At 66.8% G+C, this 8309-nt stretch carries 5 protein-coding genes; 4 read left to right on the top strand and 1 reads right to left on the bottom strand.

What is annotated here, in order from left to right; translation table 11 throughout:
• From AC1DU6_RS13240 to AC1DU6_RS13255, 4 genes are all read left to right on the top strand, one after another.
• Positions 1 to 1467: lipopolysaccharide biosynthesis protein (locus tag AC1DU6_RS13240; RefSeq protein ID WP_477857657.1), on the top strand; the 1467-nt coding region annotated here is incomplete at its 5' end.
• Positions 1464 to 2411: a glycosyltransferase family 2 protein gene (locus AC1DU6_RS13245; RefSeq protein WP_477857659.1), complete on the top strand. Its 948-nt coding sequence runs from the start codon at positions 1464 to 1466 to the stop codon at positions 2409 to 2411. The genes AC1DU6_RS13240 and AC1DU6_RS13245, both read left to right, overlap by 4 nt.
• Positions 2408 to 4597 (top strand): GNAT family N-acetyltransferase, encoded by a 2190-nt coding sequence (locus AC1DU6_RS13250; RefSeq protein ID WP_477857661.1) that lies wholly within the window; start codon positions 2408 to 2410, stop codon positions 4595 to 4597. Before AC1DU6_RS13245 ends, AC1DU6_RS13250 begins: the two co-directional genes overlap by 4 nt.
• 13 nt (positions 4598 to 4610) lie before the next feature.
• Positions 4611 to 6284: an asparagine synthetase B family protein gene (locus tag AC1DU6_RS13255; RefSeq protein ID WP_457355050.1), complete on the top strand. Its 1674-nt coding sequence runs from the start codon at positions 4611 to 4613 to the stop codon at positions 6282 to 6284.
• A 121-nt stretch (positions 6285 to 6405) separates the two neighbouring features.
• Here AC1DU6_RS13255 and AC1DU6_RS13260 read toward each other — a convergent pair.
• Positions 6406 to 8309: PKD domain-containing protein (locus AC1DU6_RS13260; RefSeq protein WP_477857663.1), on the bottom strand; the 1904-nt coding region annotated here is incomplete at its 5' end.

Below are 8309 nucleotides of genomic sequence, written 5' to 3' on the forward strand. Positions count from 1 at the left end.
GTATTGATGAACACGGTCCGCCGCTCGCTCGGCTTCGCCTTCCTGGAGCGCTATCTGCTGATCGGCCTGCAGCTGCTGTCGTTCACGCTGCTGGCACGCCTGCTGACGCCGCAACAGATCGGCCTGTACTCGGTGTCGATGGCGCTGATCAGCATGGCCCAGGTCGTGCGCGACTTCGGCCTCGCCAACTACCTGATCCAGCGCAAGGACCTGGGCCCTGAGGATGTCGGCAGCGCCTTGGGCACCTCGCTGCTGCTCGGCGGCGGCCTGTTTGCCGGCATCCACGCCGTGGCGCCGTGGATCGGCGAGTTCTATGGCGACGCGAGCCTGACGCACATTGTGCGAATCATCTCCATCAACTTCCTGATCCTGCCCTTCAACTCGATCTCGATCGCGCTGCTGCGGCGCGACATGCGTTTCGACGTGCTGATGCGCGTCAACGTCGCCGCCGCGGTCGTCGGCACCTTCACGACGCTGGGCCTGGCCTGGGCCGGCGTGGGCGCGGCCAGCCTGGCCTGGGGCGACGTCGGGGCCAGCCTCATTACCGCGCTGGGTGTCAGCCTGGCCGGCGCCTGGGGGCGGCTCGCCCGGCCACAGCTGCACCGCTGGCGCGAGATCCTGCGCTTCGGCGGCCCGGTCACGGCAGCCAATGTCGTCACCTCGGTGTCCATGGACATCAACGACCTGGCCGTGGGCAAGCTGCTGGACTTCGGCCAGGTGGCCATCGCGAGCCGCGCGCAAGGCCTGATGAACCTCTTCCACCGCGACATCATGGGCACGGTGCGTTCGGTCGCCTACCCGGCCTTCGCCCAAGCCCACCGCGACGATGAGCGGCTGGAGCAGCGCTTCGTGCAGAGCCTGGGGGCTGTCAGCGCCGTCGCCTGGCCGTTTTACGGCTTCGTCGGCCTGTTCGCGCTCGAGGTGCTGCGGCTGATGTTCGGCTCGCAATGGGATGCGTCGGCGCCCCTGGTGCCCATCTATTGCGCCGCCGGCGCGGTCAGCGTGCTGAACAGCCTGATCCCGACGCTGATGTTGGCCGCTGGCCATGCCAAGCTGGTGGCGCTGGCTGACCTCATCATCCAGCCGGTCAAGGCGCTGCTGCTGATCGCCGTCATCTGGCATTGGCGGGCGCTGGAGCCGCTGGCGCTGGGCGTGCTGGCGATGGCCGTGGTGGCCGTGCCCTATTTCTATGCCTTCAAGCAACGCTGCCTGCCCAGTGACTTCGGCGCCATTGCGCGCGAGCTGGGGCGCAATGCGCTGCTGGCCCTGGCCTGCCTGCTGCCCGCCGCCCTGGTGGCGGCCTGGCTGCGCCCGGCCGGCCAACCGCTCGCCCTCCACGCCTTGCTGGCCTGCGCCGGCCTGACCGTGCTGATCTGGCTGGCCGGACTGAAACTGCTTGGCCATCCGCTGTACGCGGAAATCCGCGCTTTCCTCGATCGACGTCGYGCTGCGGCAGCCGCCTCATGAAGGTCTTCGTCGTCATCGTCACCTTCAACGGCGCCGCCTGGATTGCCGGCGCGCTGCAGTCCCTGCGCGACAGCAGCCATCCCTGCACGGCCGTCGTCGTCGACAACGCGTCCACCGACACCACCCGCGACCTGGTGCGCCGGGACTTCCCCGAAGCCGTCCTCATCGAAAGCGCCACCAACCTCGGCTTCGGCCGCGGCAACAACCTGGGCATCGCCCACGCCCTGCGCGCTGGCGCCGACGCGATCTTCCTGCTGAACCAGGACGCCTACGTCACGCCCGAAGCCATAGCCCAGCTCGTGGCCTTCCTGCAGGCCGAGCCGAGCTTCGACATCGTCAGCCCCCTGCACTGCAGCCCCGACCTGGGCCGCGTCGACCCCAACACCCAGAGCGCCTATCTACAGCGCCATGCGCCGGGCTATCTGTCCGACGCTTGCCTCGGCCGCGTGCAGCCGCACTACCCCACCCGCGGCATCAATGCGGCGGCCTGGATGCTGCGCGCCGGGGTGTTCAGCCGTGTCGGCGGTTTCGACCCRCTGTTCTTCATGTACGGCGAGGACGACGACCTCATCGAGCGCTTCGCCCATCACGGCCTGCGCACGGCGCTGCTGCCGGCCGCACGCATCGTGCATCTGCGCGCCAAGGCTGCCCGTGCGCCGCAGAGCTGGGGCAGCCAGGTCACCAGCCGCGGTGAGCGCAAGCGCTCGGAGCTGTTGCTGGACTTCAAGCGCCCCGGCGGCAGCCTGCCCGGCCAGTTGCTGCGGCTGCTGGCCGCTGGCGTCGTGCAGCCGCTGGCTGAGCTGCTTGCCAACCACGACCTGAAGGCCTTCCTCGGCAGCCTGCTGGCCAGCCTGCGTGTGCTGGCGGAGCTGGGCCGCATCCGCCACCATGCCCGTCTCTGCGCCAGGACGGGCGCACATTTCCTGGATCTCGACACCCCATGAACCCCGGCCTGGACTGGCAACTCCACACGCTGACCCCGGTGCAAGGCCTCGGCCCCCACCGGGAGGCCTGGGATCGCCTCAACGGGCAGCTCATGGGCGGCCACGGCATGCTCGATGGCTTGTTCGTCGATGCCCTGCTGCGCCATTTCGCGGCGCAAGGCGTGCTGCTCGCCATCGCCAGCCGCGAAGGCGAGGCCGTCGCCATGCTGCTCATCAACCCCCAGACGCGCGGCCTGGGTGTCTGGTCCAGCTTCCTGCCCTCGCAGACGCAGATCGGCCCCAGCCTGATCCCGGCCGGGTTGGAGCTGCGCGGCCTGCTCGTTGCGCTGCCCGGCTATGCGAGCGAGMTGGACCTGTTGTGCAACGACCCGCACTTCGGCGACCTGCGCGAGCTGCCCAGGCTTCCCGTGCAGAGCCAGCCGCATGCGCTGACGATGAGCGTCAGCCTGAAGGGCAGCTTCGATGACTACTGGGCTCAACGACCGCGCAAGCTCATCCAGAACATGCGCCGCTACCTGCGCCGGCTGCAATCCGAGCCAGGTGGAGAACGGTTGACCGTCACCAGCGCACCCGAGTCGATCGAGGCTGCGGTGCAACGCTACGCGGGGCTGGAGTCCAGCGGCTGGAAAGGCCGCGAAGGCACGGCCGTCAGCAGCGACAACCCGCAGGGGCCCTTCTACGCCGAAGTCATGCGCGAGTTCGCCGCCCGCGGCGAGTCGCTGGTCTACGAACTCTGGTTGGGCGAAGAACTGCTGGCCTCGCGCATGCTGCTGCTGAGCGGTGGCATGGCCGTCATGCTGAAGACGGCCTTCCACGAGCAGTTCGAGCGCTTTGCGCCCGGCCGCATCCTGCTGCTGCGCACGCTGGAGGACTTGTTCACGCGTGCACCAGGCGGCGGCGTCGAGTTCTACACGAACGCCGAATCCGACCTGCTGGCATGGTCCACGTCGCAGCGCTGGATCAACCATGTGAGCGTCTATCGCCACCGCGGCCTGCCGGCCCTCTATGGCCTGCTCAGGCGCGGCAGCCGCGGCTGGCACGGTCGTGCCAGCCAACCGGTGGACACCGACATCATGGTGAGCCGCAGCGGCGCCAGCGTCGACACCTACATCCACGTGCGCGAGCTGCCGGCGGATGCACTTGCCCTGATGCACAAGGCCGAGCAGCGCCATGTCGAGCTGGGTGCAGACTGGTACGCCAACCTGATCGACACCGTCTATGCAAGCGAACCGCAGGCCCAGGTGCGCATCCACGTGCTGCGCCGCCAGGGGCGCGTGCTGGCCGTGCTGCCCACCGTCGCGCAGAGCGGGGCACTGGGCCGTGAAATCAGCGCGCTGTCCAACTTCTACACAGCCATCTACGCGCTGGCGATGGAAGACGACGTCGAGGCCGAGGATCTGCTGCCGCTGACACGCGCCTTGCGACGGACGGGCGGCGGCGCGGCCGCCTATCGTTTCTCGCCGATGGACCCGGATTCGCGAGAGTTCGCGCTGCTCAAGAGGGCTTTGACTCTTGCCGGCCTCAGCACGCATGCCTACTTCTCGTTTGGCAACTGGTATGAGCCGGTGCGCCAGAACTGGGCCGACTATCTAAAGGGTCGCAGCGGCCAGTTGCGCAGCACGATCAAGCGCATGGGCAAGAAGTTCGCGAGTGAAGGCGGTCGGCTGGAGGTCGTGCGCGACGGCGACGCGCTCGAAGGCGCACTGGCCGCCTATCGCGATGTCTACGCCCACAGCTGGAAGGTGCCCGAGCCCTACCCCGACTTCATGCCAGGCCTGATCCGCCTGTGCGCGCGCCGCGGCTGGCTGCGCCTGGGCCTGGCCTGGCTTCACGACAAACCGGTGGCGGCCCAGATCTGGATCATCGCCAACGGCCGTGCCAACATCTACAAGTTGGCCTACGACCAGGCTTACAAGGCGCTGGCTCCGGGCACGCTGCTGACCGCCCTGCTGATGGAGCAGGCGCTCGACCTGGAGCGCGTCCAGGAGGTGGACTATCTGATCGGCGACGCCCCGTACAAGGCCGAATGGATGAGCCAGCGCCGCGAACGCCTCGGGCTGGTCGCCTACGACCCCTTGACGCTGCGCGGCCTGGTCGGCCTGGTGCGCCAGACCGTCGGCAATGCCTGGCGGCGCCTGCACGCACTGCGAAGCACTGCCCATCCCAACGACAATCCCGCGTCCTGACCCCAAGATCCGCATGCAAGCCCAAGCCCTGCCGCCCGACACGCCGTTCGCCTCCGGCTCCCCCCGCTTCAGCGCGCGCGCCGGAGATGCGTTGGCCGCTTGGCGCCAAGCCTATGCCGCGCGCGGCGCCGCCTGCGCGACCGACGTGGGCGGCGAATTCGCCGTCGCGCTCGACCTCCCCGGTGGGGGCAGCTACCTCGCCATCGATCGCTTCGCCGTGCACAGCCTGTGCTACGCCGTGCGGGACGGCCGCCTGCACTTCGCGACGCGGGCCGACGAACTGGCCCGCCAGCTCGGCATCCGCGAGCTGGATACCCAGGCCCTCTTCAACTACCTCTTCCATCACTGCATCCCGTCCCCGCGCACCATCTACGCCGGCATCCACCGCCTGCCGCCGGCCCACTACGCGCTGTTCGAGAACGGCCAGCTGACCGTCGCACCCTACTGGGTCGCGCGCTTCGACGAGCAGGCCCGGCCCAGCTTCGACGCGCTGAAGGAGGAGTTCCACGGCATCCTGCGCGCGGCGGTCAAGGACAGGCTGAGCGCCGACGGCAAGACCGCCTGCTTCCTGAGCGGCGGCACCGACAGCTCCACAGTCGCCGGCCTGCTGCGCGAGGCCACGGGCCAGGCGCCGGCCAGCTATTCCATCGGCTTCGAGGCCGAGGGCTATGACGAGATGGAATACGCGCGCATCGCCGCCAAGGCTTTTGGCGCCGACCATCACGAGTACTACGTGACACCGGCCGATCTGGTGGCGGCCATCCCCGACGTCGCCGCCCATTACGACCAGCCGTTCGGCAATTCCTCCGCAGTGCCCGCCTTCTACTGCGCGCGCAAGGCGCATGACGATGGCTACCACCGCATGCTGGCCGGCGACGGCGGCGACGAGCTCTTTGGCGGCAACACCCGCTATGCCAAGGAGCGCGTCTTCCATGTCTACAGCCAGATTCCGTCGCCGCTGCGCACCGGCGTGCTGAACCCGCTGTTCGTCAACCCGGTCACCGGCAACATCCCGCTGCTCAAGAAGGGCACCAGCTACATCCGCCAGGCCCGCGTGCCCATGCCCGACCGCATGCAGAGCTACAACCTGCTGGACCGACTGGGCATGAGCGAGGTGCTGACGCCAGCCTTCCTGGCCGCCGTGGACACCGGCGCACCGCGCGACCACCAGCGCGCCACCTGGGCCGCCGGCCCGCACGAGGCCAGCCTCGTCAACCAGATGCTGGCCTTCGACTGGCGCTACACGCTGGCCGAGAACGACCTGCCCAAGGTCGTCGGCACGACAGCCCTGGCTGGTGTGGACGTCGGCTTCCCGCTGCTGGACACGCGGCTGCTGGATTTCTCGCTGAAGCTGCCGACCAGCTACAAGCTCAAGGGCCTGAAGCTGCGCTGGTTCTTCAAGGAGGCGCTGCGCGGCTTCCTGCCCGACGAGATCCTGACCAAGAAGAAGCATGGCTTCGGCCTGCCCTTCGGCCCCTGGGCCGTCAAGGACGCGGCGCTGAACGCACTGGCCGCGGAATCACTGCGCGGCGTGGCGGCACGCGGCATCGTGCGCACCGAGTTCGTCGAAAGCCTGCTGACCCAGCGGCTCAAGGAGCATGCCGGCTACTACGGCGAGATGGTCTGGATCCTGATGATGCTGGAGCAGTGGCTGCGCCGGCACGCGCCAGACTACCGGCTCGCCTGAACGACGGGCTRCAAGCCCTCCTGCCGATCAAGCGGTTGCTGACCTATCCACTTTGACGGTTGGGTGCCCTCTTCGGGTCGGGGCATCCATCCCATCACCTGCAACGGCCCGGCCATCCTGACTATTGAGATGCGGTCCASGCCTCCACYTCGRCAATGCGCGAGAGATAGTAGGCCGAGCTGTTCACCAGCACGCGGATGCGCTGTGTGGTGATGGGCGCGAAGRCGAACTGCCGCCACACCTTGTTGTTGTTGATGACGCTGCCGCCCGGCACATCCACCCACCCGGYACCGTTCCAGTACTGGACTTCGAAGTGCAGGATACCGAAGTTGCTGAACGTCATCGCCAGCGTCGGCACTGAGGGCGAGTAGGCGTTGTCCTGCAGCGTGAACACATCGATTTCGCTGATCGTCTGCATGCCGTTGAAGTCGATCTGCACCCAGTCCGGGTAGACGCCCGAAGTGCCATCCGCCCACGCRCCGCCCGCTCCCCAGTTCAGCCCCAGCCGATCGCCGTCGATGACCGCGCTGGCGGGAAATCTGGAGTCAAAAGTGCTGGACGCTGTGGCGACGCYGCCGTTGGCGGCTGCAGCAACATTGACCGCCTGTCCYCCYGTTGCCGCCGTGATCACCACCRCCTGCGTCTTGCTGTTGGTCAGGCCTCCAGCGTCGGTCACCGTCAACGTCACCGTGTAGCTGCCYGCCGCGCTGTAGCTCTTCGTGRCCGACACCCCGCTGGCRCTCGTGCCGTCSCCGAACGTCCACGCGTAGYTGGCGATSGGGCCTTCCGCATCSGTGCTSCCSGCRCCGGAGAAGCTCAGGYTCGCGCCCACCTGCCCACTCGTCGGRCCGCTGATGTTGGCCACCGGCGCCTGGTTGGCCGGCGCCGTGATCACCACCGCCTGCGTCTTGCTGTTGGTCAGGCCTCCAGCGTCGGTCACCGTCARCGTCACCGTGTAGCTGCCTGCCGCGCTGTAGCTCTTCGTGRCCGACACCCCGCTGGCGCTCGTGCCGTCCCCGAACGTCCACGCGTAGYTGGCGATSGGGCCTTCCGCATCSGTGCTSCCSGCRCCGGAGAAGCTCAGGTTCGCGCCCACCTGCCCRCTSGTCGGGCCGCTGATGTTGGCCACCGGCGCCTGGTTGGCCATGCYKCCCGGCGTCCASGCCTCCACYTCGACRATGCGCGAGAAGTTGTTCATCGCACCTGCTATCAGGACTCGAATACTGGTCGTACTAACCGGTGCAAATACAAATTGCCGCCACACCTTGTCATTTCCGGTGACATTGCCGCCTTCTACAGTCACCCATCCTCCGCCATCCCAATACTGGACGTCGTACTGAGTGATTCCATATTTTGCGAAGGTCATCGCCAGCGTAGGCGCCGACGGCGATTCCTTATCATCCTGCAGTGTGAATACGTCAATTTCGCTGATCGTCTGCATGCCGTTGAAGTCGACCTGCACCCAGTCGGGATAGACACGCGACGTGGCATCGTTCCACCCCCCTCCGGCGCCCCAATTCAAACCCTTTCTATCACCGTCATTGATTGATTTAACCGGGTAATGGCCGTCATACACGCTGGAGGCAGATGCAATACCGCCATTGGCAGCCAACGCCACATTCGTGGCAATACCTGGAGGCGCTCCAACCGAAAACAAAGCGGTCTTCACAGAACTCAATCCATGATTATCCACCACCGTCAAGGCGACTTTATACGTGCCGATGTACTGGTATGTCTTGGCGACGCCGACTCCGACTCCGGTCGTGCCATCGCCGAAATCCCAAACATAAGAAGCAATGGAACCACCAGGGGCGCTGCTCAACGCAGCGGAAAACTGCGCAACCGCCCCTGCAGTTCCAACACCTGGCTGTATTTCAAAATTCGCGCTTGGCGGCGGGTAAGCCCCCTGTGAAACCACAACTTGCTGCGTAGCAGTAGATGTCGCACCCACGGAGTCGGTAACCGTCAACTGGACGGTGTAGGTTCCAGCGTTTGCATAAACCTTCCTAGCTGAAACTCCAACCG

The organism is Roseateles sp. P5_B10, from assembly GCF_056400485.1.